This is a genomic window from Staphylococcus sp. GDY8P126P, from assembly GCF_017891965.1.
Taxonomy (GTDB): Bacteria; Bacillota; Bacilli; order Staphylococcales; family Staphylococcaceae; genus Staphylococcus; species Staphylococcus saprophyticus.
Genome location: NZ_JAESKG010000006.1, coordinates 23,541 through 49,955 on the forward strand (window position 1 = coordinate 23,541; position 26,415 = coordinate 49,955).

Annotated in this window: 32 protein-coding genes and 1 riboswitch; of the genes, 29 read left to right on the forward strand and 3 right to left on the reverse strand. The window is 34.2% G+C overall.

Translation table 11 applies throughout. The features are described from left to right. The first annotated feature begins 142 nt into the window (after positions 1-142). From KA893_RS10560 to fabZ, 21 genes are all read left to right on the forward strand, one after another. Positions 143-742 (forward strand): thymidine kinase, encoded by a 600-nt coding sequence (locus tag KA893_RS10560; protein ID WP_011302669.1) that lies wholly within the window; start codon positions 143-145, stop codon positions 740-742. Next, positions 742-1,818: a peptide chain release factor 1 gene (gene prfA / locus KA893_RS10565; RefSeq protein ID WP_002482713.1), complete on the forward strand. Its 1,077-nt coding sequence runs from the start codon at positions 742-744 to the stop codon at positions 1,816-1,818. Before KA893_RS10560 ends, prfA begins: the two co-directional genes overlap by 1 nt. Beyond that, positions 1,805-2,641 (forward strand): peptide chain release factor N(5)-glutamine methyltransferase, encoded by an 837-nt coding sequence (gene prmC, locus KA893_RS10570; RefSeq protein WP_002482714.1) that lies wholly within the window; start codon positions 1,805-1,807, stop codon positions 2,639-2,641. The genes prfA and prmC overlap by 14 nt, the downstream gene beginning before the upstream one ends. Before the next feature lie 93 nt (positions 2,642-2,734). Continuing rightward, positions 2,735-3,778, forward strand: coding sequence for an L-threonylcarbamoyladenylate synthase (locus KA893_RS10575; RefSeq protein ID WP_210125770.1), 1,044 nt, complete (start codon positions 2,735-2,737; stop codon positions 3,776-3,778). Beyond that, the gene (locus KA893_RS10580) at positions 3,775-4,197 is read left to right on the forward strand and encodes a low molecular weight protein arginine phosphatase (protein WP_011302672.1); all 423 of its coding nucleotides are present in this window, start codon (positions 3,775-3,777) and stop codon (positions 4,195-4,197) included. Before KA893_RS10575 ends, KA893_RS10580 begins: the two co-directional genes overlap by 4 nt. Positions 4,198-4,342: 145 nt before the next feature. Continuing rightward, entirely contained in the window at positions 4,343-4,867 is a 525-nt protein-coding gene (locus KA893_RS10585) for a TIGR01440 family protein (RefSeq protein WP_002482716.1), read from the forward strand. A gap of 22 nt (positions 4,868-4,889) precedes the next feature. Next, positions 4,890-6,128 carry a serine hydroxymethyltransferase gene (gene glyA / locus KA893_RS10590; RefSeq protein ID WP_002482717.1) on the forward strand — a complete coding sequence of 413 codons (1,239 nt, stop codon included), beginning with the start codon at positions 4,890-4,892 and terminating at the stop codon, positions 6,126-6,128. A gap of 19 nt (positions 6,129-6,147) precedes the next feature. Beyond that, positions 6,148-6,777, forward strand: coding sequence for a uracil phosphoribosyltransferase (gene upp / locus KA893_RS10595; RefSeq protein ID WP_002482718.1), 630 nt, complete (start codon positions 6,148-6,150; stop codon positions 6,775-6,777). A gap of 23 nt (positions 6,778-6,800) precedes the next feature. Continuing rightward, positions 6,801-7,931: a non-hydrolyzing UDP-N-acetylglucosamine 2-epimerase gene (gene wecB, locus KA893_RS10600; RefSeq protein ID WP_011302676.1), complete on the forward strand. Its 1,131-nt coding sequence runs from the start codon at positions 6,801-6,803 to the stop codon at positions 7,929-7,931. A gap of 159 nt (positions 7,932-8,090) precedes the next feature. Then, positions 8,091-8,441 (forward strand): ATP synthase subunit I, encoded by a 351-nt coding sequence (locus tag KA893_RS10605; RefSeq protein WP_011302677.1) that lies wholly within the window; start codon positions 8,091-8,093, stop codon positions 8,439-8,441. Positions 8,442-8,468: 27 nt separating this feature from the next. Further along, positions 8,469-9,197 (forward strand): F0F1 ATP synthase subunit A, encoded by a 729-nt coding sequence (gene atpB / locus KA893_RS10610; protein WP_002482720.1) that lies wholly within the window; start codon positions 8,469-8,471, stop codon positions 9,195-9,197. Between the two features lie 39 nt (positions 9,198-9,236). Beyond that, positions 9,237-9,443: a F0F1 ATP synthase subunit C gene (gene atpE, locus KA893_RS10615; protein ID WP_002482721.1), complete on the forward strand. Its 207-nt coding sequence runs from the start codon at positions 9,237-9,239 to the stop codon at positions 9,441-9,443. A 98-nt stretch (positions 9,444-9,541) separates the two neighbouring features. Beyond that, positions 9,542-10,069, forward strand: a complete 528-nt coding sequence (locus KA893_RS10620) for a F0F1 ATP synthase subunit B (RefSeq protein WP_011302679.1) — start codon at positions 9,542-9,544, stop codon at positions 10,067-10,069. Then, entirely contained in the window at positions 10,069-10,608 is a 540-nt protein-coding gene (locus KA893_RS10625) for a F0F1 ATP synthase subunit delta (protein WP_002482723.1), read from the forward strand. Before KA893_RS10620 ends, KA893_RS10625 begins: the two co-directional genes overlap by 1 nt. Positions 10,609-10,628: 20 nt before the next feature. Further along, positions 10,629-12,140, forward strand: a complete 1,512-nt coding sequence (gene atpA, locus KA893_RS10630) for a F0F1 ATP synthase subunit alpha (RefSeq protein ID WP_002482724.1) — start codon at positions 10,629-10,631, stop codon at positions 12,138-12,140. A gap of 31 nt (positions 12,141-12,171) precedes the next feature. Beyond that, a complete protein-coding gene (gene atpG, locus KA893_RS10635; protein ID WP_002482725.1) occupies positions 12,172-13,038 on the forward strand; it encodes an ATP synthase F1 subunit gamma in 867 nt (288 codons plus the stop codon). Between the two features lie 21 nt (positions 13,039-13,059). Continuing rightward, the gene (gene atpD, locus KA893_RS10640; protein WP_002482726.1) at positions 13,060-14,472 is read left to right on the forward strand and encodes a F0F1 ATP synthase subunit beta; all 1,413 of its coding nucleotides are present in this window, start codon (positions 13,060-13,062) and stop codon (positions 14,470-14,472) included. A gap of 19 nt (positions 14,473-14,491) precedes the next feature. Further along, a complete protein-coding gene (locus KA893_RS10645) occupies positions 14,492-14,896 on the forward strand; it encodes a F0F1 ATP synthase subunit epsilon (protein ID WP_002482727.1) in 405 nt (134 codons plus the stop codon). Positions 14,897-15,156: 260 nt separating this feature from the next. Continuing rightward, a complete protein-coding gene (locus KA893_RS10650) occupies positions 15,157-15,390 on the forward strand; it encodes a DUF1146 family protein (RefSeq protein WP_011302682.1) in 234 nt (77 codons plus the stop codon). Between the two features lie 106 nt (positions 15,391-15,496). Further along, positions 15,497-16,762, forward strand: a complete 1,266-nt coding sequence (gene murA / locus KA893_RS10655; RefSeq protein WP_041080786.1) for a UDP-N-acetylglucosamine 1-carboxyvinyltransferase — start codon at positions 15,497-15,499, stop codon at positions 16,760-16,762. A gap of 54 nt (positions 16,763-16,816) precedes the next feature. Further along, entirely contained in the window at positions 16,817-17,254 is a 438-nt protein-coding gene (gene fabZ, locus KA893_RS10660) for a 3-hydroxyacyl-ACP dehydratase FabZ (RefSeq protein ID WP_002482729.1), read from the forward strand. Between the two features lie 57 nt (positions 17,255-17,311). Here the strand turns inward: fabZ and KA893_RS10665 are convergent, their stop codons facing one another. Further along, positions 17,312-17,752: a YwpF-like family protein gene (locus tag KA893_RS10665; protein WP_002482730.1), complete on the reverse strand. Its 441-nt coding sequence runs from the start codon at positions 17,750-17,752 to the stop codon at positions 17,312-17,314. Positions 17,753-17,942: 190 nt separating this feature from the next. Between KA893_RS10665 and KA893_RS10670 the strand changes: the two genes are divergently transcribed. From KA893_RS10670 to yidC, 7 genes are all read left to right on the forward strand, one after another. Next, on the forward strand, positions 17,943-18,362 hold the full coding sequence (locus KA893_RS10670; protein ID WP_011302684.1) for a single-stranded DNA-binding protein: 420 nt from the start codon (positions 17,943-17,945) through the stop codon (positions 18,360-18,362). A 425-nt stretch (positions 18,363-18,787) separates the two neighbouring features. Next, positions 18,788-19,471 (forward strand): transglycosylase family protein, encoded by a 684-nt coding sequence (locus tag KA893_RS10675; RefSeq protein WP_210125772.1) that lies wholly within the window; start codon positions 18,788-18,790, stop codon positions 19,469-19,471. 130 nt (positions 19,472-19,601) lie between these two features. Beyond that, a riboswitch (TPP riboswitch) is annotated at positions 19,602-19,700 on the forward strand. Between the two features lie 77 nt (positions 19,701-19,777). After that, positions 19,778-20,467 carry a thiaminase II gene (gene tenA / locus KA893_RS10680; RefSeq protein WP_002482733.1) on the forward strand — a complete coding sequence of 230 codons (690 nt, stop codon included), beginning with the start codon at positions 19,778-19,780 and terminating at the stop codon, positions 20,465-20,467. Beyond that, positions 20,460-21,281 (forward strand): bifunctional hydroxymethylpyrimidine kinase/phosphomethylpyrimidine kinase, encoded by an 822-nt coding sequence (gene thiD / locus KA893_RS10685; protein ID WP_002482734.1) that lies wholly within the window; start codon positions 20,460-20,462, stop codon positions 21,279-21,281. The genes tenA and thiD overlap by 8 nt, the downstream gene beginning before the upstream one ends. Next, positions 21,274-22,065 carry a hydroxyethylthiazole kinase gene (gene thiM, locus KA893_RS10690; protein ID WP_002482735.1) on the forward strand — a complete coding sequence of 264 codons (792 nt, stop codon included), beginning with the start codon at positions 21,274-21,276 and terminating at the stop codon, positions 22,063-22,065. The genes thiD and thiM overlap by 8 nt, the downstream gene beginning before the upstream one ends. Then, the gene (gene thiE / locus KA893_RS10695) at positions 22,065-22,703 is read left to right on the forward strand and encodes a thiamine phosphate synthase (RefSeq protein WP_002482736.1); all 639 of its coding nucleotides are present in this window, start codon (positions 22,065-22,067) and stop codon (positions 22,701-22,703) included. The genes thiM and thiE overlap by 1 nt, the downstream gene beginning before the upstream one ends. Positions 22,704-22,790: 87 nt before the next feature. Beyond that, a complete protein-coding gene (gene yidC, locus KA893_RS10700; protein WP_002482737.1) occupies positions 22,791-23,660 on the forward strand; it encodes a membrane protein insertase YidC in 870 nt (289 codons plus the stop codon). A gap of 81 nt (positions 23,661-23,741) precedes the next feature. Here yidC and KA893_RS10705 read toward each other — a convergent pair whose 3' ends face one another. Together KA893_RS10705 and cls are read right to left on the reverse strand one after the other, a co-directional pair. After that, positions 23,742-24,416 (reverse strand): HD domain-containing protein, encoded by a 675-nt coding sequence (locus KA893_RS10705; RefSeq protein ID WP_052463706.1) that lies wholly within the window; start codon positions 24,414-24,416, stop codon positions 23,742-23,744. Positions 24,417-24,484: 68 nt separating this feature from the next. Further along, a complete protein-coding gene (cls, locus tag KA893_RS10710; RefSeq protein WP_011302692.1) occupies positions 24,485-25,969 on the reverse strand; it encodes a cardiolipin synthase in 1,485 nt (494 codons plus the stop codon). Between the two features lie 142 nt (positions 25,970-26,111). Between cls and csoR the strand changes: the two genes are divergently transcribed. Further along, positions 26,112-26,405 carry a copper-sensing transcriptional repressor CsoR gene (gene csoR / locus KA893_RS10715; protein WP_002482740.1) on the forward strand — a complete coding sequence of 98 codons (294 nt, stop codon included), beginning with the start codon at positions 26,112-26,114 and terminating at the stop codon, positions 26,403-26,405. Positions 26,406-26,415: the final 10 nt, after the last annotated feature.

Sequence of the window (26,415 nt, forward strand, 5' to 3'; positions counted from 1 at the left end):
ATGAGAATTTAACGATAGTTCTATTTGTATATCCCAAATTGTTACATAAAATTAACGCAGTAACTTGAAAATATATTCTATTTTGTAGTGGAAAATATGATATAATGAATCGATTATGTTTTGAAAAAAGGTGGAACGCATAATGTATGAAACTTATCATTCCGGGTGGATTGAATGTATTACTGGAAGTATGTTTAGTGGCAAATCTGAAGAGCTTATTCGTCGATTAAGACGAGGGCTTTATGCTAAACAAAAAGTAGTTGTATTTAAACCAGCTATAGATGACCGCTATCATAAAGATAAGATTGTTTCTCACAATGGCAATGCTATAGAAGCAATTAATATTTCGACAGCAGCTGAGATATTAAAGCACGATTTATCAGAAGTAGATGTAATTGGAATAGACGAAGTGCAATTTTTTGAAAATGGTATTGTACATATAGCTGAACAGTTAGCTGAAAAAGGACATAGAGTCATTACTGCTGGTCTAGATATGGACTTTAGAGCACAACCTTTCGAGCCAATGCCACAATTGATGGCTGTGAGTGAGGATGTAACTAAACTTCAAGCAGTTTGTGCGGTTTGCGGTGCATCGTCAAGTCGTACGCAAAGATTAATTGATGGTAACCCAGCAAAAATCGACGACCCAGTCATTTTAGTTGGTGCTAATGAAAGCTATGAACCCAGATGCAGAGCGCATCATATAGTAGCGCCTAGCAATACTGAGAAGGAGGAAATGTAGTGTTTGATCAATTAGACATAGTAGAAGAAAGATATGAACAATTAAATGAAATGTTAAGTGATCCTGATGTCGTAAATAATCCAGATAATTTACGTAAATATTCTAAAGAGCAGGCAGAATTACAAAAAACAGTGGACGTTTATCGCGATTATAAACAAACAAAAGAAGATATTTCTGAAGTAGAAGAAATGTTACGTGATACAAAAGATAATGATGAAATTGAAATGTTGAAAGAGGAACATCAAACACTTCAAAATAAAGTACCTAAGTTAGAAGAAGAACTTAAGTTCTTATTGATCCCTAAAGATCCTAATGATGACAAAGACGTTATTGTAGAAATTCGTGCAGCAGCAGGTGGAGATGAGGCAGCAATTTTTGCTGGTGACCTATTTAGAATGTATTCCAAATATGCTGAAACGTTAAATTATAAGACAGATATTGTAGAAGTTACCGAAAGTGATCATGGTGGTTATAAAGAAATAAGTTTTTCTGTTTCTGGTAATGGTGCTTTTAGTAAATTAAAATATGAGAATGGTGCACACCGTGTACAGCGTGTACCTGAAACTGAATCAGGCGGACGTATCCATACATCAACAGCTACAGTTGCAGTACTTCCTGAGGTAGAAGATGTTGAAATAGAAGTTCGCAACGAAGATTTGAAAATTGACACATACCGTTCAAGTGGTGCAGGTGGTCAGCACGTTAATACAACAGATTCAGCTGTGCGTATTACACATATTCCAACCGGTGTTATTGCGACTTCTTCAGAAAAATCGCAAATCCAAAACCGTGAAAAAGCACTAAAAGTATTAAAAGCACGCTTATTTGATATGAAATTACAAGAAGAGCAACAAAAATATGCTGCCCAACGTAAATCAGCAGTGGGTACAGGAGATCGTTCAGAACGTATCAGAACCTATAACTATCCGCAAAGCCGTGTAACAGATCATCGTATTGGTTTAACTTTACAAAAATTAGACCAAATTATGGAAGGTAAGTTGGATGAAATTATTGATGCTTTAACTTTAGCGGAACAAACTGATAAATTGAAAGAATTAAATAATGGTGAATTATAAAACATTATTAAATCAAGCTAAAGTGAAATGCAATGAACAAGGTATTGAATCAACGCGTGCCGAATGGTTAATGTTGGATTTGTTTAATTGGTCTAAAGCCAATTACTTAATGCATATGGATGATGAAGTAACACTTCAACATAAAAACTTATTTGATGACGCAACACAAAGAATGCTAAATGATGAACCAATACAATATATCCTAGGTAAACAAACATTCTATGGTGAAGTTTTTAAAGTGAATAAGCATTGTCTTATTCCAAGACCTGAAACAGAAGAAGTAATGCTTCATTTTTATAATCAACTTCATTCAGGAGATTGTGTTGTAGATATAGGCACGGGGAGTGGGAATATACCGATTTCATTAAAAAAATTGAACCCTTCATTAGAAGTTTATGCTACAGATTTATATACTTCAGCGTTATCTGTCGCTAAGGCTAACGCTAAGATGCACCAAGTAGAAATTAGATTTCTACAAGGTGATACATTAATGCCACTGATTGAGCACGGCATCAAAGTAAATGGACTTATTTCTAATCCGCCATATATTGATGATAATGATGCATTTATTATGGATAATACAGTGTTAAACTATGAACCACATACTGCGCTTTTTGCAAAAAACAATGGCTATGATATCTATGATAAAATTATAGATCAGTTACCCGAAGTATTATTGCCAAATGCGAAAGTTGTGTTTGAAATTGGATTTAATCAAGGACAAACATTGAAACAACGTATTATTGAGAAATATCCAAGTTTAGATGTACAAATCATTAAAGATATAAATAATAACGACCGAATAATTTCATTTGTTTGGTGATCATAAGTTATGTGCTAAACATGATTAATCATGAGAGTGCATAACTTTTTATTTTGTTTTAAAATAGATAACAAGATGAAAGGGTGAGTCTAAGTGAATACAAAAATATGGGATTTACGCCAATCTAATAATCAATTGAATACAGATAATGAACTGAATGATATAAAAGTAATTTTTGAAAATGGCGGTTTAATTGCTATACCAACTGAAACTGTATACGGATTGGGTGCAGATGCACGTAATGAAGCAGCAATTAAACACATTTATAGTGCGAAAGGTAGACCATCTGACAATCCTTTAATTGTTCATATCTATAAAGTTGAACAAATACAAGCTTTTACAGATAAGCTGTCAAAAGAAGTTGAAATGTTAATGAATGAATTTTGGCCTGGACCGATTTCATTTATTGTTCCATTAAAAAAAGGCTATTTATGTGAAAGTGTTAGTGGTGGGTTAGATTCCATTGCAGTGCGTATGCCAAGTCATCCAATCGGAAGACAAATACTAAAATATGTTGATATGCCAATTGCGGCACCCAGTGCAAATTTGAGTGGCAGACCCTCACCGACTACATTTGAACATGTTTATCGTGATTTGGACGGGCGTATCGATGGTATTGTGAATGGAGACCAAAGTGAAGAGGGGTTAGAAAGTACTGTGCTCGATTGTACACAATTTCCATTTAAAATCGCTAGACCCGGTTCTATCACAAAATCTATGATAGAAGCGGTTATTCCAGAAAGTGTGACAACAATAGGTACATTAGATTCTGAAAAACCAATTGCTCCAGGTATGAAATATAAACATTATTCACCTGATACACCAGTAAGAATATTGAAGTCTTTTAATGCGTTACCTACATCGACTTCAAATTGGACACAAACAGCGTTTATCGTACCTCGTAGCAAACAAGCGTTAATACCAGAAGCTGCGAAATTTATACCTTTATGCGAAGATGAAAATGATATTAAAGGGGCTAATCATAATCTTTATCAAATATTGCATCAGTTAGACCAAGACGATCAAATTCAACATGCCTTTATTTATGGATTTGATTTGAATGATAACACTACGGCAATTATGAATAGAATGATGAAAGCGGCTAATCAATCTATTATTGAAGGAGCAGATTTATGAAAATCATTTTTGTTTGTACAGGAAATACTTGTAGGAGTCCTATGGCTGAAAGTATCGCTCAGTCCAAATTACCTAACCATACAATTGTGTCACGTGGTATGTATGCTATAGATGGTCAACCGATATCAGATCATACTAAGGAAATTTTACTTGAGCGTCATTTAAATGTGCCATACCAAGCCCAGTCTTTTACTGCTTCAGATATAAATGCAGATTTAATATTGACGATGGGTTCATCTCATAAGCGCATAATTAAGGAATTGTATGATAACACCGATCACGTATTTACTTTAAATGAGTATGTAGACAAGATAGGAGAGGTTTCCGATCCGTTTGGTGGGAGTAAATCTGCATATCTTGAAATATATAATGAATTAAATTTACTGATAGATAGTTTAAAAAATAAAATATTAAACTAATAAATTGGTGAAATTAGTATAAGTACGTTAGTAAATACGTTATAATAAAAACGTGTAGCAAATTTGCTATCAGTCAATTTTGTATGTTTTAAAGCGGTTTGAGATTCAATTACTTTTTATGTCATTAATAAAAAGGGGTGCAAGAATGGAAGATTTGAAGTTATTGTTAGATGAATTAAAATCACAATCTTTTTTCAAGGCTAATGAATTATGCATTATCGGTTGTTCAACATCAGAAATCATTGGTGAACGCATTGGTAGTGTAGGTTCTATGGAAGTAGCTAAAGAAATATTTGATTCATTGAAAGTAATCGAAAATGAAACAGGCGTTTCTTTTGTATATCAAGGTTGTGAACATATAAACAGAGCGGTAACAATAGAAAGAGCACAATTCAATCCCCTCACGATGGAAGAAGTTACGGTTGTACCAGATGTTCATGCTGGTGGAAGTCTTGCCACTTATGCATACAAGCATATGGATGAACCAATGGTTGTTGAACATATATCGGTACCTAAAGGTATTGATATTGGTCAAACCCTTATTGGAATGCACATCAAGCATGTCGCTATTCCAGAACGTACAAGTGTTAAGCAAATTGGTGAAGCAATTGTAACCATCGCTTCTTCAAGACCTAAGAAAATTGGTGGCGAAAGAGCAAAATATAACTAATACAGAAACGAGGGAATTACCAATGTCATTTATTCAAAAGCAAGATAAAGAAATATATGAAGTGATTCAAAATGAATTTAACCGTCAAAATAACAATATCGAGCTCATTGCTTCAGAGAACTTTGTTTCAGAAGCAGTTATGGAAGCCCAAGGATCAGTGTTAACGAACAAGTATGCTGAAGGCTATCCTAATAGAAGATATTATGGCGGTTGTGAATACGTAGATGTGTCAGAAACATTAGCTATTGATCGTGCTAAAAAATTATTTGACGCAGAACATGTTAATGTTCAACCACACTCAGGATCTCAGGCCAATATGGCTGTTTATCTCGTAGCATTAGAACACGGTGATACTGTATTAGGTATGAATTTAAGCCATGGTGGCCATTTAACACATGGTGCACCTGTGAACTTTAGTGGTCAATTTTATAACTTTGTGGAATATGGTGTAGACCAAGAAAATGAGCAAATTGATTATGATGAAGTATTAAAAGTTGCTAAAGAACATAAACCTAAATTAATTGTTGCTGGTGCATCAGCTTATTCAAGAACAATCGATTTCAAACGATTCAAAGAAATTGCTGATGAAGTTGGCGCAAAATTAATGGTTGATATGGCACATATCGCTGGTTTAGTCGCAGTTGGTTTACATCCAAATCCTGTGGAATATGCAGATTTCGTAACGACAACTACACATAAAACATTACGCGGACCTCGTGGCGGCATGATTTTATGTAAAGAAGAATATAAAAAACAAATTGATAAAACGATATTCCCAGGTATCCAAGGTGGCCCATTAGAGCATGTGATTGCTGCTAAAGCAGTTGCATTTGGTGAGGCATTACAAGATGACTTTAAAGTTTATCAACAACAAGTGATTCAAAATGCTAAAACATTAGCTAACACATTGACTGACGAAGGATTTAGAGTTGTATCTGGAGGAACGGATAATCACCTCGTCGCAGTAGACGTCAAAGGTTCTGTGGGTATTACAGGTAAAGTTGCTGAAGAAACACTAGATGCAATTGGAATAACTTGTAATAAAAATACAATTCCTTTTGATCAAGAAAAACCTTTCGTAACGAGTGGTATCCGTTTAGGTACCCCAGCTGCAACAACACGTGGTTTTGATGAAACTGCTTTTGAAGAAGTTGCGAAAATCATTAGTTTAGTTTTAAAAGACCCAGAAAATGAAAAAGCATTAGCCGAAGGGAAAGAAAGAGTTAAGACTTTAACTTCAAAACATCCTTTATATAATTAAAATTGGAGGAAATAAATTTATGGGCAAAGTACATGTTTTTGATCACCCACTTATTCAACACAAATTAAGTTATATCCGTGACGTACATACTGGGACTAAAGAATTTAGAGAGCTAGTAGATGAAGTAGGTATGTTAATGGCATATGAAGTTACAAGAGATTTAGAATTACAGGATGTGGAAATAGAAACACCAGTAACAAAAATGATTGCTAAAAGATTAACAGGTAAAAAATTAGCGTTTGTACCAATCTTAAGAGCAGGATTAGGGATGACACAAGGTATTTTAACATTAGTACCTGCAGCTAGAATAGGTCATGTGGGTCTTTATAGAGATCCTGAAACACTAGAAGCCGTTGAATATTTTGTGAAATTACCACAAGATATTGAAGAAAGAGAAATTGTAGTTGTAGACCCAATGTTAGCAACAGGTGCTTCAGCTATAGAAGCTATTAATTCATTAAAAAAACGTGGGGCTAAAAATATTCGTTTTATGTGTTTAATCGCTGCCCCTGAAGGTGTAGAAAAATTACAAGCAGCTCATGAAGATGTGGATATATTTATCGCTGCATTAGATGAAAAGCTTGATGATCATGCATATATCACACCAGGTTTAGGTGATGCAGGTGACCGTTTATTCGGTACAAAATAGTTTCGCCCAGGAGTGGAGGAAAAATGAAAAAAATAATGACTGTCTTCGGCACACGTCCAGAAGCAGTAAAAATGGCACCTCTAATTCAAGCGTTGAAACATGACGATGCGCTAGAACCTATCGTAGTTGTTACGGCTCAACATAGAGAAATGCTTGATTCAGTTCTGACTAGCTTCCACATCACACCAGATTATGATTTGGATATCATGAAACAAGGCCAGTCACTGTCTGAAATTACGTCACGTATTTTATCGAGACTAGAGGATGTTATAAAGAAAGAACAACCAGATATGATACTCGTTCATGGTGACACAATGACGACGTTTGCTGGTAGTTTAGCAGCATTATATAATCAGATTCCTATAGGTCATGTCGAGGCTGGCTTAAGAACATGGGATAAATATGCTCCATTTCCTGAAGAAATGAATAGACAAATGGTAGGGGTAATGGCAGATTTGAATTTTGCCCCTACCAATAATGCTGCTCACAATCTTTTAGCAGAAAACAAACCAGAGGAATCAATCGTTGTGACAGGTAATACGGCTATAGATGCTATGAAGACGACAATACATGATCACTATCATTCTGAGATTATAGCAAAGCATAAAGATAAACGTATCATTTTGTTAACTGCGCACCGACGTGAAAATATTGGTGAACCTATGGTGCATATATTTAAAGCTGTTAGAGATATTGTCGAAGCATTTGAAGATGTCGTTGTGGTTTACCCAGTGCATAAAAATCCTAAAGTTAGGGAAATTGCAGAAACTTATTTATCAAATCACGAGCGAATTGAATTGGTGGAACCATTGGAAGTTGTGGATTTTCATAATTTTGCCCATCAATCATACTTGATATTAACTGATTCTGGAGGTGTGCAAGAAGAAGCGCCTTCATTAGGTAAACCTGTACTTGTGTTAAGAGATGCTACAGAAAGACCCGAAGGTGTGAATGCTGGTACGCTTAAAATAGTAGGCACCCACGAGAAAAACATATTTGATTCTACGAAACAATTATTAGATGACAAAATGTTATATGACAAAATGAGCCATGCACGAAATCCTTATGGAGATGGAAATGCCGCTTTACGAATTTGTGAGAATATCAAATATTATTTTCATATAATTTCCAAAAAGCCAGAATCATTCAAATAATTAAAAAGGGGGAATGTGTCGGTTCTGTGACAATTTGAGAAAAAATTAAACTACATTTTGTATAGAATTGACACGTTAACTACCCCTATATTATTATTAAAACTGTATGATTGAAATGGTTCTCATTATTGCATGAAAAAGATGAAGTGAGGCATAGTCATGGAACGTTTCAACATCATTTTTAATAGATACATTCAATACTATTTATATGGTATAGTTGTACTATTAATTGTGTTTATTTTCACATACTCACCATTTATATTAGGGCTTATAATAGGTACAATTGGATCACTTTTTAATACTTTTACTTTCGAATATTATTTAGCAAAGGCAAAAGAAAAAGATAACATACATATTTCAACGGGCAACGTTTGGAGATATTTAATAGTGGTTCTAGCATGTTGTATTTGGTATTTTTATAAGGATGAAATTAATATCATTGGTGTGGTTATTGGTTTAATGATTTCATATGTTTTAATTGTTTTCAAACCATTTTTACACAAGAAATAAATTTTAAAACGAAAGAGGTGAGAAAGCATGAATCATAAAGACCCTCTAGTCAGTTGGAATGTATTTGGTCTAGACATAGTGTTTAATCTTTCATCAATTATGATGTTGATTATTACAGCGGTTATTGTTTTTGTCATTGCTATTATTTGTACACGCAACCTCAAAAAACGACCAACTGGTAAACAAAATTTCATAGAGTGGGTTTTTGACTTTGTAAGAGGTATTATTGAAAGTAACATGGCATGGTCAAAAGGTGGGCAATTCCATTTCTTGGCAGTAACACTTATATTCTTTATATTTGTGAGTAATATGCTAGGACTTCCATTTCAATTAATTTCAGGGCATACGTTGTGGTGGAAATCACCAACAGCTGATGCGACAGTTACTTTAACACTGTCAACACTCATCATTCTATTAACACATTTTTATGGTGTTAGAATGAAAGGTACAAAAGGTTATTTCCAAAACTATACAAAACCAATCTTTTTATTACCAATTAATATCTTTGAAGAATTCACTTCAACTTTAACGTTAGGTCTTCGACTCTACGGTAATATTTTCGCAGGTGAATTGCTATTAGGATTATTGGCAGGATTAGTAACAGGTGATTCAACTAGAGCATGGGGTTGGATAATCGGGTTACCTGGTTTAGTTGTTTGGCAAGGGTTTTCAATATTCATCGGTACAATTCAAGCATATATTTTCGTTATGCTTTCAATGGTTTACATGTCCCATAAAGTTCAGGACAGTCATTAATTAATTAAATTTTAAAGAAAAACTAGGAGGATTTTATAAATGAATTTAATCGCAGCAGCAATCGCAATCGGCTTATCAGCATTAGGTGCAGGTATTGGTAATGGTCTTATCGTTTCAAGAACAGTAGAAGGTGTCGCTCGTCAACCAGAAGCACGTGGACAATTAATGGGTATTATGTTCATCGGTATCGGTTTAGTTGAAGCATTACCTATCATTGGTGTAGTTATCGCTTTCATGTCACTATAATTCAACTAATTATTATGGCGAAGTCTGAAAGACTTTCGCCGTTCGTTTTTATCAATAATGTCTTATGATTATAATGTATGAAAGGAGTGTCTATGTAAGTGACTGCTACGACAAATATGTTTGTACTTGGTGCAGCTGGAACTAGCGGCGTTCAATGGGGGACAATAATCGTTACGCTTGTAACTTTTCTTATCTTATTAGCTTTATTGAAAAAGTTCGCATGGGGTCCATTAAAAGATGTAATGGATAAACGTGAACACGATATTAATAAAGACATTGATGATGCTGAACAAGCTAAATTAAATGCACAAAAGTTAGAAGAACAAAATAAACAAACACTAAAAGAAACACAAGATGAGGTTCAAAAGATTTTAGAAGAATCTAAAGTTCAAGCTCGAAAACAACATGAAGAAATTATTCATGAAGCAAATATCAGAGCTAATGGCATGATTGAAACTGCACAGAATGAAATCAACAGTGAAAAAGAACGTGCAATTGCAGATATTAACAACCAAGTTTCTGAGCTTTCTGTTTTAATCGCTTCTAAAGTACTGCAAAAAGAAATCTCAGATAAAGATCAAAAAGCTTTAGTTGAAAAGTACATAAAAGAGGCAGGCGATAAGTAATGGCAAACATAGCAAAAAAATATGCCAAAGCATTATTTGATACTGCTAAAGATGCAGACATACTTGACGACATGTACGATGAATTTTCAACAATTAATGAAGCAGTTCAATCTGAAAATAAAAAGCTACAAGCATTGGATGCAGATCCACAAAAAGATGTTGAGCAACGTCGTCGCTTCGTAAGCATTGTATTTGGACAAACGAACCAATACTTGCAGAATATGCTGACAATACTTGCTAGCAATCGTCATTTAGGACACATTCATGAAATATATATCGCGTTTGAAACATTATATAATGAACAGCATAATCAAGACTATGCTGTAATCGAATCCGTATATCAATTGTCAGAAGAAGAATTATCAAGTATAGAAGAAATTATTAAAGCACGAACTAAACTTTCTAAAATAATGATTACTAACAAAATTAATCCTGAACTTATCGGTGGTATCAGAGTTAAAGTTGGTACGAAAGTGATGGACGCAAGTATTAAAAATGATCTTGCACAATTAGAAAGACAATTTATTAGAGTGAAATAAAATTTGAAGGAGTGACATAGATGGCCATTAAAGCTGAAGAAATCAGTGCATTACTTCGCTCACAAATCGAAAATTATGAGTCGGAAATGGCAGTTACTGATGTAGGTACAGTACTACAAATTGGTGACGGTATCGCATTAATCCACGGATTAAACGATGTTATGGCTGGTGAGCTAATAGAATTCAAAAGTGGCGTTCTAGGCTTAGCACAAAACTTAGAAGAATCAAATGTCGGTGTAGTTATTTTAGGACCATACGCTGATATCAAAGAAGGGGACGAAGTAAAACGTACTGGACGTATTATGGAAGTTCCTGTAGGTAACGAACTTATTGGTCGTGTTGTGAACCCACTTGGACAACCTATTGATGGACAAGGTCCAGTTAATACAACAAGCACAAGACCTGTAGAGAAAAAAGCAACAGGTGTAATGGACCGTAAATCAGTTGATGAACCATTACAAACTGGTATTAAAGCCATTGATGCACTTGTACCAATTGGTCGTGGTCAACGTGAATTAATCATTGGTGACCGTCAAACAGGTAAAACTACGGTTGCTATTGATACAATTTTAAACCAAGCTGATCAAGATACAATTTGTATTTATGTTGCTATTGGACAAAAAGATTCAACTGTTCGTGCTAATGTTGAAAAGCTACGCCAAGAAGGCGCGTTAGATTACACAATTGTTGTTTCTGCTTCAGCAGCTGACCCAGCTCCAATGCTTTATATTGCACCATATTCAGGTGTAGCTATGGCTGAAGAATTCATGTTTGCTGGTAAAGACGTTTTAATTGTTTATGATGATTTAACGAAACAAGCTGCAGCTTACCGTGAGTTATCACTATTATTACGTAGACCACCAGGCCGTGAAGCATACCCAGGCGATGTGTTCTACTTACATAGTAGATTACTTGAGAGAGCAGCGAAGTTAAATGATGATTTAGGTGGAGGCTCTATTACTGCCTTACCAATTATAGAAACACAAGCAGGCGATATCGCAGCTTATGTACCAACTAACGTTATTTCAATTACAGATGGACAAATCTTCTTACAATCTGATTTATTCTTCTCAGGTGTAAGACCTGCCATTAATGCTGGTCAATCTGTATCACGTGTTGGTGGTTCTGCACAGATAAAAGCAATGAAAAAAGTTGCTGGTACGTTACGTTTAGATTTAGCTTCTTATCGTGAATTAGAGTCATTTGCACAATTTGGTTCAGATTTAGATGAGTTTACAGCTAAAAAATTAGAACGTGGTAAACGTACGGTTGAAATCTTAAAACAAGATAAAAACAAACCACTACCTGTCGAAAATCAAGTATTAATTATTTATGCATTGACTAAAGGTTATTTAGATGACATCCCAGTAGAAGATATTACTCGTTTCGAGGAAGAATTAAATCTTTGGGCTAAGTCTAATGCGACTGAACTATTAAATGAAATTAAAACTTCAGGTGCATTACCAAAAGATGAAGCATTTGAATCAGCAATTACAGAATTCAAAAAAAGCTTTAGCAAATCAGAAGCATAATAGTTAATCTTAAATAAAAGGTGGTGAGATAATGGGATCTCTTAAAGAGATTGATACACGTATAAAATCAACCAAAAAAATGAAGCAAATTACGAAAGCAATGAACATGGTATCAAGTTCTAAATTGCGCCGTGCGGAAAGCAACACGAAACAGTTCAGACCATATATGGAAAAAATGCAAGATGCGATTACTGCAGTTGCAGGTGCAGATAAAAATTCACGTCACCCAATGTTACAACAACGAAAAGTGAAGAAAAGTGCCTACCTAGTGATTACAAGTGATAAAGGTCTTGCAGGTGCTTACAATGCAAACGTATTAAAACACCTTATAAAAGATATTGAAGAAAAACATGCAAGTAAAGATGATTATTCAATTCTAGTATTAGGTCAAACTGGTGTGGATTTCCTTAAAAATAAAGGTTATGACATACATGATTCACTTATAGATGTACCAGATCAACCTTCTTTTAAAGAAGTACAAGCAATAGCTAAAAAAGCTATAGATTTGTATAGTGAAGAAGAAGTTGATGAGGTGAAAATTTATTTTAGTCATTTCGTAAGTGTATTAGAAAATACACCTTCTACCAAAACTGTGCTTCCATTGTCTCCTGAGGACTCTAGCTTAGGACATGGTCAATTGTCATCATATGAGTTCGAACCAGACAAAGAGGCAATATTGAGCGTCATTTTACCTCAATATGTTGAAAGTTTAATATATGGAACGATTTTAGATGCAAAAGCAAGTGAACATGCTACGCGTATGACTGCAATGAAAAATGCATCAGATAATGCGTCAGAAATTATTGATGACTTATCTATTCAATATAACAGAGCAAGACAAGCAGCAATTACTCAACAAATCACTGAAATTGTCGGTGGCTCAGTTGCGCTTGAATAATTATTAAAGGAGGAAAAAAACATGGGATTAGGCCGTGTAACTCAAGTTATGGGTCCAGTAATTGATGTTCGCTTTGAGCACAATGAAGTTCCAGAAATTAACAATGCCTTAGTCGTAGACGTTGAAAGAGATGAAGGTACAGTATCTCTTACATTAGAAGTGGCATTACAACTTGGCGATGACGTCGTACGTACAATTGCAATGGATTCTACTGATGGTGTTAAACGTGGTACAGAAGTTCGAGATAGCGGAGATAGCATCAGTGTTCCAGTTGGTGATGCTACGTTAGGACGTGTGTTTAATGTTCTTGGTGATACAATTGACTTAGACGAGAAGCTTGATACTTCTGTCAAACGTGATCCAATTCATAGAGAAGCACCTGCATTCGATCAATTATCAACAAAAGTTGAAATCTTAGAAACAGGTATTAAAGTAATTGATTTACTTGCACCGTATATTAAAGGTGGTAAAATCGGTTTGTTCGGTGGCGCTGGTGTAGGTAAAACAGTATTAATTCAAGAATTAATTAATAATATAGCTCAAGAACATGGTGGTATTTCAGTATTTGCCGGCGTAGGTGAACGTACGCGTGAAGGTAATGACTTATACTACGAAATGAGTGATAGTGGTGTTATTAAGAAAACAGCTATGGTCTTCGGACAAATGAATGAGCCACCTGGTGCGCGTATGCGTGTTGCTTTATCAGGCTTAACAATGGCTGAACACTTCCGTGATGTACAAGGACAAGATGTTTTACTATTTATTGATAACATATTCAGATTTACGCAAGCTGGTTCAGAAGTATCAGCACTATTAGGTCGTATGCCATCAGCCGTTGGTTATCAACCTACACTTGCTACTGAAATGGGTCAATTACAAGAACGTATTACATCAACAACTAAAGGATCTGTAACGTCAATCCAAGCAGTTTTCGTACCTGCCGATGATTATACTGACCCAGCACCAGCAGCTGTCTTTGCTCACTTAGATGCTACAACTAACCTAGAACGTAAATTAACGGAAATGGGTATTTATCCTGCCGTTGATCCGCTTGCATCTACTTCTAGAGCATTAGACCCTACAATTGTTGGTCAAGATCATTATGAAATAGCTCGTGATGTACAATCTACATTACAAAAATATAGAGAATTACAAGATATTATTGCTATTTTAGGTATGGATGAATTATCAGAAGAAGATAAACAAACTGTTGAACGTGCACGTCGTATCCAGTTCTTCTTATCACAAAACTTCCACGTAGCTGAACAATTTACTGGTCAAAAAGGTTCATATGTACCTGTTCAAAAAACGGTAGAAGGCTTCAAAGCAATTTTAGATGGCGAATATGATCATATCCCTGAAGATGCATTCCGTCTTGTAGGTAGTATGGAAGAAGTAATCGCAAAAGCTAAAGATATGGGTGTTGAAGTTTAAAAATTAGGAGGTAAAGATAATGAACACATTAAGCCTAAATATTGTCACTCCTAATGGTTCTGTTTACGACCGAGAAGATGTTAATCTTGCAGTATTACAAACTACTGCAGGAGAAATCGGTGTTATGTATGGACATATTCCAACAGTTGCAGCACTTGAAATTGGCTATGTCAAAATAAATTTTGACGGTGGTTCAGAATATATTGCAGTGAGTGAAGGTTTTGTTGAGGTTAGACAAGATAAATTATCAATTATTGTACAAACTGCAGAACCTGCGAATGAAATAGATGTTGCTAGAGCTGAATTAGCAAAATCTAGAGCAGAATCTCATTTGAATAATGAAGAAGATAACAGCGACGTTAATAGAGCTAAACGTGCTTTAGAAAGAGCGAATAACCGTATTCGCGTCGCGAACTTACAATAAATTATATCATTGGTGAGTGGGATGTTACTTTTCCATTTAGGCATCTACTACTCACTCCAAAAGGAGTCTAAGACATGAAAAATGTCTTAGACTCTTTTTTTATAGACGTAAGTTCGTATAGTAAAGTAGACACAAAAATAATAAGTGAAGTGCTCAAACAACAAAAGCATTATAGTTAATTAAATTCTGCAGTTCTTAAGTATCTTTTAATGATTATTTCGTGTAAAATAAATTGACAGTCTAAAGTGAGGAGTTATTGTATGGAGTATCTAGGACAATTTTCAATTGTACATCTTATCTTACATGTGGTTTGTATTTGTATTGCTTATTGGGCATTAAATGCAGTGAGATTAGAGCAGTTTTTTAAAAAGGGGTATCCCTTACAAGTTCAAATTTGTATGATTTTTTTAGCAATATTACTTGGAACAGCTGTTAGTAATTTTATTGTGGATTTGTTACAATACTCAACGCAAATAAAATATTTAGCACAATAATTCAAATACTTGTATATCTTTTTGAATTATAGATATAATAATTTAGAAGTACATAAAATAGTTTAATTAAAATGAAATATATAAGTAGCAAAGTGGAGGATTTAAGATGGATATGATAGAAATTAATGGTGGAAATAGATTAACTGGTGAGGTTAAAGTGTCAGGTGCCAAGAATGCTGTATTACCAGTATTAACTGCTTCACTTTTAGCATCAGAAGGTGTCAGTAAACTTATGAATGTACCTGCATTAAGTGATGTAGAAACGATTAATAATGTGATTTCAACATTAAATGCAGAAGTTTCATACGATAAAGACGAAGAATCAGTAACTGTAGATGCAACGAAAGAATTAAATGAAGAGGCACCATATGAATATGTAAGTAAAATGAGAGCCAGTATTCTTGTTATGGGTCCATTATTAGCCCGCTTAGGTCATGCTAAAGTCGCATTGCCAGGTGGTTGCGCAATTGGTTCTAGACCAATTGAACAGCACATCAAAGGTTTCGAAGAACTTGGTGCTGATATTCACATGGATGGTGGTTTTATTTATGCAAGTACTGAAAATGGATTAAAAGGTACAAGCATTCATTTAGACTTCCCAAGTGTGGGCGCAACGCAAAATATTATCATGGCAGCTTCACTAGCAGAAGGTAAAACAGTATTAGAAAATGTTGCAAGAGAACCAGAAATCGTTGATTTAGCAAATTATATTAACGAAATGGGAGGTAACGTTTCTGGAGCTGGCACGGATACGATCATTATCCATGGTGTAGAAACACTTCACGGTGTGGAACACGCGATTATTCCTGATAGAATTGAAGCAGGTACACTCCTGATTGCTGGTGCGATTACACGTGGTGATGTACTTGTAAATGGTGCTATAAAAGAACATATGACAAGCCTTGTTTACAAATTGGAAGAAATGGGTGTGAATCTAGATTATCAAGATGACGCAATTCGCGTAAGAGTAGAAGATGAATTAAAACCCGTAGATATTAAAACATTACCACATCCAGGATTCCCTACGGATATGCAATCACAAATGATGGCATTATTACTAACAGCTGAAGGACATAAAGTAGTAACTGAAACTGTATTTGAAAATAGATTTATGCATGTAGCTGAATTTAAACGTATGAACGCTAAGATTTCTGTCGAAGGCAGAAGTGCTAAGATTGAAGGTAAGAGTGAACTACAAGGTGCACAAGTAAAAGCTACTGACTTACGTGCAGCAGCAGCACTTATATTAGCCGGACTTGTAGCTGATGGAACGACGCAAGTAACAGAATTAAAGCATTTAGACAGAGGTTATGTTGACTTACACGGTAAATTAGAAGCACTAGGTGCAGATATAAAACGAACACAAGCTTAATACATGATTCGCAATTGAAGTGGCGATTCAAGAACAAGATGGAGGAAGTAAACAATGGAAACAATTTTTGATTATAACCAAATTAAAGAAATCATACCGCATAGACAACCATTTTTATTAATTGATCGTGTTGTTGAATATGAAGTAGGTACACGTTGTGTGGCTATTAAACAAGTATCAGGTAATGAACCGTTTTTCCAAGGTCATTTTCCGGAATATGCAGTTATGCCTGGTGTTTTAATTACAGAAGCGCTTGCTCAAACAGGTGCAGTAGCGATTTTAAATAGTGAAGAAAATAAAGGGAAACTTGCATTTTTTGCTGGAATTGATAAATGTCGCTTCAAAAAACAAGTTACTCCTGGAGATACTTTAAAATTAGAAGTTGAAATAACAAAAATGCGTGGGCCAATCGGTAAAGGTAACGCAAAAGCTACCGTCGATGGTGAAGTAGCATGTAGTTGTGAATTAACGTTTGCAATTCAAGCAAAGTAAATAAAAGACCTCAAGCTCAGTTGTAAATACAACGGTTTGAGGTCTTTTTTATAGTAATTATTTTTCTATTTTTTCATCTTTTAATCTTGGTTTAGATTGCATCATACGATTGAAAGATTTTTTAAGTTCGTCTCCTGTTAAACCTTCATCAATAAGTTGTTCTAATAAACTTTCTGCATATACTTGTCTTAATGTATAAATATGACATTCAAAAACGATGGAGATTGTACTTTCCAGTTTTTTTATGTTTTTAATCGTCGCATCAAAAAGAGCCGGATCATTTGCTGGACGTGTAATCACTACGCGTATATCTAATAAAGTTTCATCATCCATATATTGTTTCATTGTTTCATAATGATAATCTGAAATAACAATTTCTAATAACCAACCAGTTCCACTATTTTCTTTATTGATAATAACGCCATCTTCTATTTCATATTCTGTAACGCCACCACTATCTGATACGATTTGAAATCGAACAGCTTTAAATGATTTCATCGTTCTCACATCCAATTAATAAATTTAACTTCTACAATTATTCGAATTATACAATCATTATAACGTAATTTTAAAAGAGAAAGGTAAAATTTGTAGAATTTAGTATTAAAACATCTTTTGAATTCTGTGTTATTGTACTTTGACGGTATTGTGTAAAATTCATAGAATATAGTTATAAAGGAGGTGACATATGATTAATAACATTGTTATCGTAGGGCGACTAACTAAGGACCCTAAAATATATGATAAGGAGGAGAAAAAATTAGCTACATTTTGTGTAGCTGTATCAAGGAACTATAAAGATAAGAATCAAACCCCGGTATGTGATTATTTATTTTGTAAAGCATTTGGAAAAATGGCAACAAACATTGAGAAATATACGAAGCAAGGCTCACTTGTAGGTATAACAGGCCAAATGCAATCACATAAATATGAAAAAGAAGGTCAGACGCATTTTGTATCAGAAATACTTATTGAATCAATTAAATTCATGTCTCCACAAAACAAAGATAAAAATGATTTACTTTTTGAACCATTCCCGCTAGAGCATTCCCAAAATGCATTTAAAGACATTAACGTACAAAATAATGATATATATGAAATTGTATAAACCACCCACCCTAAATCTACCCCTAATCTAATCATCCACTTTAATATACATTTAAATCCTACTATCAATTATACTTCTATTGGCTATCCCTCTTAAAATATCCCTATAAGAGGGATAGCTTATTTAATATAGAATCAGCAATCAAATCGCTAATAAGTAATTTAAATAAAACTGAATAATCTGATATATTACAATCATATTACGTGAAATTTTACTTTTCATAGCCTTTAAAAACTATCACAGAAGTTTTTAAAGGGATAAAAAATTATATTCAAAGATAAATTAAATGTAATTTCATTGTAAAAAAGGTCGATTTTTTTTATTTCACTGTAACCTACAACGATTTTTTGAATGTTATAGTTGTATTTGCAAATTAATCATAAATAAAAATAAACTTAATTACCTTATAGGAGGACTTTTTTACAATGAAAAAAACAGTAGTAGCATCAACATTAGCAGTTGGACTTGGCGTAACAGGATTCGCAGCAGGAAATTCAGTAGACGCTTCAGAACAAGGCGTTGACAATGCCCAATTAGCTCAACAAGCTCAAACTAATCCAGAATCATTAAATGAAGCGCCAGTACAAGACGGTGCTTATAATATAAACTTTAATTACAATAATACTGATTATAGCTTCCAATCAGACGGTCAATATTGGACTTGGAGCTATGGACAAGGTTCAACTAATGCACCAGCACAAGAAACTGCTGAGCAACCACAACAAACTGAGCAAGCTTCAACTGAACAACCAGCACAAGAAGCTGCACCACAAACTGAAGAAACACAACAACCACAACAAGAAGCAACTACACAAAATACTTCAAGCTCAAATGAATCTAGTTCAAGTGAAGCTTCAGAAGGTTCATCAGTAAATGTTAACTCTCATTTACAAGCAATCGCGCAACGTGAATCAGGCGGCGACCTTAAAGCTGTTAACCCATCATCAGGTGCAGCAGGTAAATATCAATTCTTACAAAGCACATGGGATTCAGTAGCACCATCTGAATATCAAGGTGTATCACCAACAGAAGCACCTGAAGCAGTACAAGACGCAGCAGCGCAAAAACTTTATGATACAGAAGGCGCTTCACAATGGGTTACTGCATAAAAAATTAAGTGTAGTAATGAACTTAAGATAAATATTTAAAGCTGGGACATATAGGTCTCAGCTTTTTTTATAGTCAGTTATTTTGCAAATTTGTCAGTATTTTGTTATCTTTTAATTAAACAAAATATAAAAACGCTACTAGGGGAGCCAGTTGGCTGAGATGATTAAATTCAGACCCTTACAACCTGATTTGGTTAATACCAACGTAGGAAAGTAGTTTAATCTAAAGTTGGGGTATAAATCCTCGCTATTAATTAACTACGTTTCTGTCGGGAATGTAGTTTTTTTATTTATAGGAGGATTTTTGTGTTATTTTCAGAACAGTTAAAAAAAGAAGCTAAACCAATTATTAATCAAATCTACCACGATCCGTTTATACAAGGTATGTTACATGGGAATTTACCGATTGAAGCAACCAAATTCTATTTAAGAGCAGATGCTTCTTATTTAAATGAATTTGCGAATATATACGCGCTGTTAATTCCAAAAATGGAGAACTTAAATGATGTTCGATTTTTGGTTGAACAAATTCAATTTATCGTAGATGGTGAAGTGGAAGCACATGAAATTTTAGCGGATTATGTCCAAGAAAGTTATAATGAAATCGTACAAGAGAAAGTTTGGCCACCGAGTGGCGATCATTATATTAAACATATGTATTTCAATGCGTATGCTAAAGAAAATGCCGCTTATACAATTGCTGCAATGGCACCTTGTCCTTATGTTTATCAAGTCATTGCTCAAGAAGCATTAAGGGATAAAGAATTAAATAAAGATTCTATTTTAGCTAAATGGTTTGAATTTTATAGTACTGAAATGGATGAATTAGTTATTGTATTTGATAATTTAATGGATAAATTGACGAAACATTGTAGCGAAAAAGAAAAAAATGAGATAAAACAATGCTTTTTACAAAGTACAGTACATGAAAGAAACTTTTTTAATATGTCATTTAATGAAGAATCATGGTCATATGGAGGTATGAAAAATGAATAAACCCAATATTGCATTGACAATTGCTGGTACTGATCCAACAGGAGGTGCTGGTGTAATGGCAGATTTGAAATCTTTTCATGCTTGTGGCGTATATGGTATGGCGGCTGTTACAAGCATTGTTGCGCAAAACACTAAAGGTGTACAACATATTCACAATCTTGAGTCACAGTGGTTATCTGAACAACTGACAAGTGTGTTTGATGACGAATTACCACATGCCATTAAAACTGGTATGATTGCTTCAAAGGAAATGATGCAATTAATTCAAGAATACTTAGTGAAATATCCTGAGATACCATATGTTATTGATCCAGTTATGTTAGCTAAAAGTGGTGATTCATTGATGGATGATGACGCGAAAGCAGATTTACAAAATATATTGTTACCCTATGCAACAGTAGCGACTCCAAACTTACCAGAAGCTGAAGAAATCACTGGATTAAAGATTGATAATGAGGCAGCGATATATAAAGCAGGCAACATATTTATTAATGAAATTGGGAGTAAGGGTGTTGTTATTAAAGGCGGACATGCTGAAGATTTAGAAACTGCTAAAGATTATTTATTTACTAAAGATGAGGTCTATACGTTTGAAGAACCTCGTTATGATACGCAGCATACCCATGGTACAGGTTGTACTTTTTCAGCAGTAATTACAGCTGAACTGGCAAAAGGTAGAACGATTTATGACGCAGTGAAAAAAGCTAAAAAATTTATTTCATTAAGCATTAAATATACGCCAGAAATTGGTCAAGGTAGAGGACCTGTAAATCACTTTGCATATATGAAAAAGGTAGGTCTAGATGATGAATAGTTTAAATAATGTAAGAACGAATAATCCACTCGTTATTTGTTACACAAACGATGTCGTAAAGAACTTTACGGCAAACGGACTTTTAAGTTTAGGTGCAAGCCCAGCAATGAGTCAAGCACCTGAAGAAGCGATAGATATGTTAACACCTGCTAATGCACTGCTCATTAATATTGGTACTTTAACTAAAGATAGAGAGCAGGACATTTTAGAAATTGCTAAAACAGCTAATGAAGTAGGCACGCCAATTGTATTTGATCCAGTTGCTGTTGGTGCATCCCAATATCGCAAGGATTTTTGTAAAACTTTTTTGAATACTGTAGATGTAGCAGTTATAAAAGGGAATGCATCTGAAATTTTAGCGTTGATAAATAATGATGCTAAGATGAAAGGAACGGACAGTGATGATAATTTAAATGCGATAGAAATTGCCAAAGAAGCGCATAAACGATTAAATAGTGCGATAGTCATCACTGGCAAAGAGGATGTTGTGATTCAAGACAATCAAATATATCAACTGAATAATGGATCGGCTTTGTTGGCTAAAGTAACGGGTGCAGGCTGTTTATTAGGTGCTGTCATAGCTAGTTTTTTACCGACAGATGAAACAACTTCAATCAGCCAGTTAGTTGAAGCCACTTCAATTTATAATATCGCTGCGGAAAAGGCAGAGCAACTTGCGGAAGACAAAGGTCCTGGTACGTTTATGACGTTATTATTAGATGCACTATATCAAGTGACTTATGATGATTATTCAAATCAAAGTGATATACAAGAGGTGCAGTAATGTTTGATAAAAATAATTTGAAACTGTATTTTATTTGTGGCACGCAAGATATTGAAAGTAAGACAACTATTATAGATGTTGTGACTGAAGCACTTGAATCTGGAATAACCATGTTCCAATTTAGAGAAAAAGGTAACGGTGCATTAATTGGAGATGAAAAAGAAGACTTAGCACGGAAATTATTAGCTTTGTGTCATGATTATGCAGTACCATTTATCGTTAATGATGATGTTGCCTTAGCCAATAAGATTGGTGCAGATGGGATTCATGTTGGCCAGGATGATATGGATGTTAAAGTATTTGCTGAACAATTTAAAGGAAAAATTATTGGTTTAAGCATTAGTAATATAGATGAATATAAAACATCTAATTTAGCACATGTGGACTATATTGGTGTTGGGCCAATGTACGCAACGACATCTAAAGATGATGCAAATTTACCAGTAGGGCCAGAAATGATAACGAAATTAAGAGCGCATGTTAATCATTTTCCAATCGTAGCAATCGGTGGTATAAATGTTGAAAATACGAGGGAAGTTATGCAAGCTGGTGCAGACGGTATATCCATTATTTCAGCTATTACAAAGAGTGAAAATATTTCAAATACAGTTAGACAATTCTTACAAAATGTTGAATAAAGTATAAATATTTCTTTTTTTGTTTTCTACTTCCCTTTGAGTATGATAAAATAAATTCTATGTGAATATATCATTAGAGGTGGAAAAATGAAAAAGAAAGCACTACTACCTTTATTATTAGGTGTAATGGTCTTTTTAGCAGGCTGTGACTATTCTAAACCTGAAAATAGAGACGGTTTCTTCTATAATACGTTTTATGTGCCAATGGATAATTTAATACATTGGTTGGGAACTAGTTTTAATAATGACTATGGTTTAGCAATCGTAGTACTTGTGTTAGTAATACGTATCGTATTGTTACCATTCATGTTATCAAACTATAAAAATAGTCATATGATGCGTGAAAAAATGAAAGTTGCAAAACCGGATATTGATGCAATTCAAGAGAAGGTTAAGCGTTCGCGTACACAAGAAGAAAAAATGGCAGCAAACTCAGAAATGATGGAAGTTTATAAAAAATACGATATGAATCCGATGAAGAGCATGTTAGGATGTTTACCAATCCTTATTCAAATGCCAATCATTATGGGACTATTCTTCGTATTGAAATATCCATCAAGCGGTGGATTTACAGAACATCCTTATTTCTTATGGTTTAACCTAGCGAAACCAGACATTTGGATTACAATTATTGCAGGTATCTTATACTTCTTACAAGCATACGTATCAAGTAAGAGTATGCCAGCAGAACAACGTCAAATGGGTTACATGATGATGGTCATTTCACCAATTATGATTGTGTGGATTTCATTCTCATCTGTTTCAGCATTAGGTCTATATTGGTCAGTCAGTGCGGCATTCTTGATTGTACAAACGCAAGTAGCGAATATGTACTACTCTAAACTTGCACAAAGAGAAGTTGCACCGATGATTGAAGCTATGGAGAAAAATAAAGCTGAAGCATCAGGTAAAGGTAAAAATACGCAAGTTGTTTCTAAGAAAAATAAAAAGAAATAATAAGTTAAGCTATTTTTAAGAACTAAAAAAGCACAATTTACTCAGTAGGTTGTGCTTTTTTGTATGATTACAATGTTTTATCTAAAAATACCATTCTTCGAAAAATTGATTGATAAAATTTTCCATATATTGATGTCTTTGCGCTGCTAATTGTTTTGCTGTTTCTGTATGCATTAATGACTTTAATTTCAAAAGCTTTTCATAAAAATGTTTGATCGCTGATGGCGACCATTGATCATAATGTGTGTCATCCGTCTCTGTTATATGCTTTGTTGAATGCTCAACCCACATGGGTTCATTAAAATGACCCGCAAATTGGAAAGTGCGTGCAATACCAATCGCTCCTATTGCGTCTAGTCTATCTGCATCACGCACAATTTGTCCTTCAAGTGTTAATGAAACTTCATTATTTTGACCATGTCTATAACTTATATGTTCAATTATATGTAATATATGTTGTTGCTGTTCTTTAGGTAATTGTAAGTCTTTCAAAAAGCTTTTTAACTTAGTTAACGCTTTTTCATGATTGGTTAATTTACTATCTACAGTGTCATGTAATAAACTTGCTAGTTGAATTGTTAACATGTGTTGCGATTGTTCTTGTTCAGCTATATAAGTTGCTAAACGCAATACACGATTAATATGTGCAATATCATGGCCAGTCGCGTCATCTTTATGATATGTACACATGTGATTATATGCACGGTTTAGTATTTCAGTTTCTTTCAAATTAGCTACACCTCTCAGTTTAGTCATATTAAATAAATTCATAAAATAAAAGGTCTAAGCAACAGTAGGGAAATTGTTACGTTAGACCTGATTTTTTATAAAATCGGTGACAATAGTCGTGAAATACCTTCTTTAAATTTAATCCATAAACTTCTTTGTTCATAAATTTCTTTTGTTAATTGATAAGATACATGTAAATCACTTTCAAAAGCGGATCTTAATGCTTTTGAGATGTATGTATCATAGATAAATGCATTAATTTCAAAATTTAATGTGAAACTACGATGATCCATATTAGTTGTACCTACACTTGCTACTTCATCATCTATAACGAGTGTCTTAGAATGTAGGAAGCCATTGTTATAATGGAAGATATTGACACCTGCATCTAAAAGGGAAGCTACATTATTATAAGTCGCCCAATAAACAAAAGGGTGATCAGGCTTGTTTGGAATCATAATATTTACGTCAACACCACCCAGTGCAGCTATTTTGACAGCATCTAGAAATGCTTGATCAGGTATGAAATAGGGCGATTGAATATAAATAGATTTTTTTGCTGAAGCAATCATTTTTAAATAACCGTATTTAATTTGTTCCCAGGTTTCATCGGGACCACTTGAAGCGATTTGTACACCGGTTGTACCACCTGAATCAACATCAGGGAAATAACGTTCAGCATAAGATAAGCGATCACGTGTTGATTGTGAATTCCAATCAAGCATAAAACGTAATTGTAAGGCATTCACAGCATCTCCAACAATTCTTAGATGTGTGTCTCTCCAGTAACCAAATTTTTTCTTAAGACCTAAATACTCATCACCCACATTGAATCCACCTACGTAACCAATATGACCATCGATAACCACGATTTTACGGTGGTTCCGATTATTCATTCTCAGATTAATTAAAGGCAATTTAGAAGGGAAAAATGCTTCAACATGGCCACCTTTTTTTCTAAAGTTCTTAAAATGTTTTAGAGATAAACCCCTAGACCCCATATCGTCGTATAGCATTTTCACTTCAATGCCTTCTTCGAGTTTCTGCTCAAGTGCAGATAGTATCTTTTTCCCGAGATTATCATTTCTAAATATATAATATTGGATATGAATATAGTCTGTTGCATTATTAATATCATTTAGCAGTGCATCAAATTTTTCTTTGCCATCTGTATAGATACTAATTTCATTATCTGTTGTTAAGAACGCAGCATTATTGTATAACAACATTTGTACCATATCTTTAAATTTCACAATTTGATGATTGCCTTTTGAAAAATCATCATTTTTTAAAGCTTCTAATTGCTCATTAACAATCATTTCAATGCCAATTTTATCTTCATCATTTAAGGAAAATATATGGTCTCGCTGAATTTGTCTGCCAATGAATAAGTAAATGATAAATCCTAAAATTGGTATCAGCACAAGTACTAGTAGCCATGCCCAAATTGAACCAGCAGATCTACGTTCCATAAAAATAATTGTAAAAGCAAAGATTAGGTTTAATATAAACGCGCCAATTAATATAATATTAATGATGACGTTCGTGTGATTAAACATAATTGAAAAGATATCTATCATATTAAACCTCCAACAAATAGCACAGTAATTAAATAATGTAAAAGTCTCCACTATTGTAACATGGAGAACATGTTTTATCACTTGACTAATACCTAACAGGGGTATATTATATGATGGGTATAGAATAGGAGGCGTTTGAGAAATGACTGAAATACAAAAAGCGCATCATTCAGAAGAAATAAAAGCAAATTTAAAATCAAGACTTAATAGAATCGAAGGTCAAGTTAAAGCCATAAATCGTATGGTAGAGGAAGATGTGTACTGTGACGATGTGCTTACACAAATAAGAGCTACGCGATCCGCATTAAATAGTGTCGCTACTAAATTATTAGATCATCATATGAAAAGTTGTATTATGGATAAAGTTGAACAGGGTCATGAACAAGAAGCGATGGAAGAACTACTTGTAACTTTTCAAAAATTGATGAAGGATTAAGTAAGGTGAA

Excerpts from the sequence above, each read along its gene's own strand:
- KA893_RS10560 (WP_011302669.1), top strand. The coding sequence starts at position 143 with ATGTATGAAACTTATCATTCCGGGTGGATTGAATGTATTACTGGAAGT.
- prmC (WP_002482714.1), top strand. The coding sequence starts at position 1,805 with ATGGTGAATTATAAAACATTATTAAATCAAGCTAAAGTGAAATGCAAT.
- KA893_RS10580 (WP_011302672.1), top strand. The coding sequence starts at position 3,775 with ATGAAAATCATTTTTGTTTGTACAGGAAATACTTGTAGGAGTCCTATG.
- KA893_RS10585 (WP_002482716.1), top strand. The coding sequence starts at position 4,343 with ATGGAAGATTTGAAGTTATTGTTAGATGAATTAAAATCACAATCTTTT.
- glyA (WP_002482717.1), top strand. The coding sequence starts at position 4,890 with ATGTCATTTATTCAAAAGCAAGATAAAGAAATATATGAAGTGATTCAA.
- upp (WP_002482718.1), top strand. The coding sequence starts at position 6,148 with ATGGGCAAAGTACATGTTTTTGATCACCCACTTATTCAACACAAATTA.
- wecB (WP_011302676.1), top strand. The coding sequence starts at position 6,801 with ATGAAAAAAATAATGACTGTCTTCGGCACACGTCCAGAAGCAGTAAAA.
- KA893_RS10605 (WP_011302677.1), top strand. The coding sequence starts at position 8,091 with ATGGAACGTTTCAACATCATTTTTAATAGATACATTCAATACTATTTA.
- atpB (WP_002482720.1), top strand. The coding sequence starts at position 8,469 with ATGAATCATAAAGACCCTCTAGTCAGTTGGAATGTATTTGGTCTAGAC.
- atpE (WP_002482721.1), top strand. The coding sequence starts at position 9,237 with ATGAATTTAATCGCAGCAGCAATCGCAATCGGCTTATCAGCATTAGGT.
- KA893_RS10625 (WP_002482723.1), top strand. The coding sequence starts at position 10,069 with ATGGCAAACATAGCAAAAAAATATGCCAAAGCATTATTTGATACTGCT.
- atpA (WP_002482724.1), top strand. The coding sequence starts at position 10,629 with ATGGCCATTAAAGCTGAAGAAATCAGTGCATTACTTCGCTCACAAATC.
- atpG (WP_002482725.1), top strand. The coding sequence starts at position 12,172 with ATGGGATCTCTTAAAGAGATTGATACACGTATAAAATCAACCAAAAAA.
- atpD (WP_002482726.1), top strand. The coding sequence starts at position 13,060 with ATGGGATTAGGCCGTGTAACTCAAGTTATGGGTCCAGTAATTGATGTT.
- KA893_RS10645 (WP_002482727.1), top strand. The coding sequence starts at position 14,492 with ATGAACACATTAAGCCTAAATATTGTCACTCCTAATGGTTCTGTTTAC.
- KA893_RS10650 (WP_011302682.1), top strand. The coding sequence starts at position 15,157 with ATGGAGTATCTAGGACAATTTTCAATTGTACATCTTATCTTACATGTG.
- murA (WP_041080786.1), top strand. The coding sequence starts at position 15,497 with ATGGATATGATAGAAATTAATGGTGGAAATAGATTAACTGGTGAGGTT.
- fabZ (WP_002482729.1), top strand. The coding sequence starts at position 16,817 with ATGGAAACAATTTTTGATTATAACCAAATTAAAGAAATCATACCGCAT.
- KA893_RS10665 (WP_002482730.1), bottom strand. The coding sequence starts at position 17,752 with ATGAAATCATTTAAAGCTGTTCGATTTCAAATCGTATCAGATAGTGGT.
- KA893_RS10670 (WP_011302684.1), top strand. The coding sequence starts at position 17,943 with ATGATTAATAACATTGTTATCGTAGGGCGACTAACTAAGGACCCTAAA.
- KA893_RS10675 (WP_210125772.1), top strand. The coding sequence starts at position 18,788 with ATGAAAAAAACAGTAGTAGCATCAACATTAGCAGTTGGACTTGGCGTA.
- thiD (WP_002482734.1), top strand. The coding sequence starts at position 20,460 with ATGAATAAACCCAATATTGCATTGACAATTGCTGGTACTGATCCAACA.
- thiM (WP_002482735.1), top strand. The coding sequence starts at position 21,274 with ATGAATAGTTTAAATAATGTAAGAACGAATAATCCACTCGTTATTTGT.
- thiE (WP_002482736.1), top strand. The coding sequence starts at position 22,065 with ATGTTTGATAAAAATAATTTGAAACTGTATTTTATTTGTGGCACGCAA.
- yidC (WP_002482737.1), top strand. The coding sequence starts at position 22,791 with ATGAAAAAGAAAGCACTACTACCTTTATTATTAGGTGTAATGGTCTTT.
- KA893_RS10705 (WP_052463706.1), bottom strand. The coding sequence starts at position 24,416 with ATGACTAAACTGAGAGGTGTAGCTAATTTGAAAGAAACTGAAATACTA.
- cls (WP_011302692.1), bottom strand. The coding sequence starts at position 25,969 with ATGATAGATATCTTTTCAATTATGTTTAATCACACGAACGTCATCATT.
- csoR (WP_002482740.1), top strand. The coding sequence starts at position 26,112 with ATGACTGAAATACAAAAAGCGCATCATTCAGAAGAAATAAAAGCAAAT.